The sequence below is a fragment of the Bacillus cereus group sp. MYBK245-2 genome (assembly GCF_051916145.1).
Classification (GTDB): domain Bacteria; phylum Bacillota; class Bacilli; order Bacillales; family Bacillaceae_G; genus Bacillus_A; species Bacillus_A pacificus.
The window spans coordinates 1-2,377 of sequence record NZ_JBQAGB010000040.1; the positions used below are offsets into that span (position 1 = coordinate 1).

Below are 2,377 nucleotides of genomic sequence, written 5' to 3' on the forward strand. Positions count from 1 at the left end.
CAGCTTATTTAGTCGGGTAAGCGGGGGGCATCGCTGCCCCCAACTCCCCTCAGAACCGTACGTGACAGTTTCCCATCATACGGCTCAAGCCTTCTTTTTATCCGATTTCAGTCCCTTTAGTATAGGCAAGGTAAGTGAACTAATTTTAAGTTTAAATTAGACAATATGAGGTGTTGCGGAACAGGCATGTCTTTTACGACTACCTTTTCCCCGTTTTGTAGTGGAGTTTTGCAGATAGCGCAGCGGTAACCTTGTTTTCTAGCCAGCTTCATTCTATCCATCGTGTTTTCCGTATCAAATACCTTACGGTCTCTTTTTTCCCAGTATTCTTTCAATGTTGGGTCATCAGGACTATTTTTGAATTTCACCATGTTGTGTCTCTCAATCTTAATCCATGACATATGTAAGAGTTGGATATTTGTTTTCGGGCAGGTTGGTGTCCAAGCATTTCCACCATGATGTGGATGCCTGTAATATCTTGCATATATCCATTTCCACGACTTCTTTGGATGGAGCTGTCGAAGATGTTTGCCGATTCTCCAATAGATATAGCTATCCATTGTACCAAAGATTTTCTTAGAAACGACATGTTTCCAGTATTGCCCGTATCCTCTGATAATAGGATTAAGCACTCGGATGATTTCTCCGATGGGTTGACCCCTCATGACACGTAAAGTATCTCCAATTTTCTTCTTCGCTTTCTGTCTACTGCCCTTACTTGGTTTGATGAACAGTTTATTCCCCTGTTCAGTTTGGTACTGCCGAATCAAGAATCCTAGGAACTCAAATCCTTCCTCAATATGTGTAACCTTCGTCTTTTCAGGGCTTAATTCCAATCCCCTGTCCTTTAAGTAGGGACGAAGTCTCATATATACAGAGAGTGCTTGTTCTTTTGTCTCCGTTAAGACCACAAAATCATCTGCGTAACGGATAAGGGTAAATTTGCAAGCAGGATTCATAATATAACTATCATTAGCTTTATAGTTTTTCTTGTAAGTAATTCCCAAGGTTTCTTCCATTCCATGAAGGGCAATGTTAGCGAGAAGTGGCGAGATAATTCCTCCTTGCGGAGTACCTTCTTGCGTTTCCGCGAAAAAGCTTTGCTCCATGTATCCCATCTTGAGCCATCGCTTCAATAGTTTTCTTCCGGGGAAGTAAGAAGTTTGTTTGAGTATCCACTCATGGTTGAGATGATCAAAACAGCCCTGAAAATCTCCTTCAAATATCCATTTCTTCTTTGTGCCCCCGTTGATTCTATTGAAAATGCTTCGTATGGCATCATGGGTACTTCGCTTAGGACGAAACCCGTAAGAAATAGCTTCAAATCTGGCTTCCCACTGTGGTTCAAGGGCATTTCGCACTATATTTTGATATACCCTATCCTTTATAGTTGGGATGCCCAACGGTCGCAATTTTCCGTTTTTCTTCACAATGTATATACGTTTTGCTGGTTTTGGTCGGTGTTGTAGCGTATTTAACTTTTTGAGTTGCTCATAGAGAAGATTTCTTTCTCTGCGACTCAAGGCTGTATGTTCATCAACACCTGCTGTTCGCTTTCCTTTATTCTGCTGTGTTACTCGTCTAATTGATAACAGTAAGTTTGCTTCGCTTCTCATGAGTAAGCGTTGAAGTTTTCTTACCTTTCTTTGTTGCTGTAACTGTTCGGCACGGTAAATTCTTTGTCGTAACTTCGTCACATACATCTGAACTGCTTTCCAGTTTGTATACGAGACGTGCGCCGACGCTCGTTCTGAGGTGTTCATAACTGCACGCTCCTATTCGTCAGAAGATAACTTACAAATGTATTTCCATGTTGAAGACCTATAAGAAGTGGGCTCCCTTTCAGGCTTGTCATGGGTTTGTCCGTAAGGACGACAATATCCGCTCAGTTATACATATTTCTATGCTTTCCTGTTTCCTTTCGGCTAGCGGCTTTTGCTTTCTCTTATATCCTTTACCCTCTGCCACATCGTTTGACTTTACAGTCATCCTACTGCTTGCGCAGATGACATAGGGCTTACCAAGTTTCACATTCCACAGATACGACAGGGTTAGGTGGACTCTTTACTCCGGATAAGTTGCGGGATGCAACGCGGCAGTATTATGAGAATGCCTTTCCTCTTATCAAGACCTGGGTAGAGCTGTACATTATCCCAAGCTAACGATTACGAAGCTTACGAGCCTTCACTCTCGTTCACCGTACCTGTCTTCTCCTAGCGGTATTCCGAGTCATGTACAGACTCTCTGTTTCCACATTTCCTCATGCAACCCACGAGCCCGTTACCAAGTCCGCAGTTTCGGATGGAGATAGACTTTGCATCTAATCTAGTAGCAGAAGCTACCCTGTGGGAATGCGACTTCTTGTCGCACCATAATT

At 42.7% G+C, this 2,377-nt stretch carries 1 protein-coding gene; it reads right to left on the bottom strand.

Annotated features, from left to right (window positions below):
- Nucleotides 1-116: 116 nt before the first annotated feature.
- Nucleotides 117-1,763 (bottom strand): group II intron reverse transcriptase/maturase, encoded by a 1,647-nt coding sequence (ltrA, locus tag ACTFRN_RS27980; protein WP_001097732.1) that lies wholly within the window; start codon nt 1,761-1,763, stop codon nt 117-119.
- Nucleotides 1,764-2,377 lie beyond the last annotated feature (614 nt).

Coding starts and splice junctions, on each gene's coding strand:
- ltrA (WP_001097732.1), bottom strand. CDS start 1,763: ATGAACACCTCAGAACGAGCGTCGGCGCACGTCTCGTATACAAACTGG.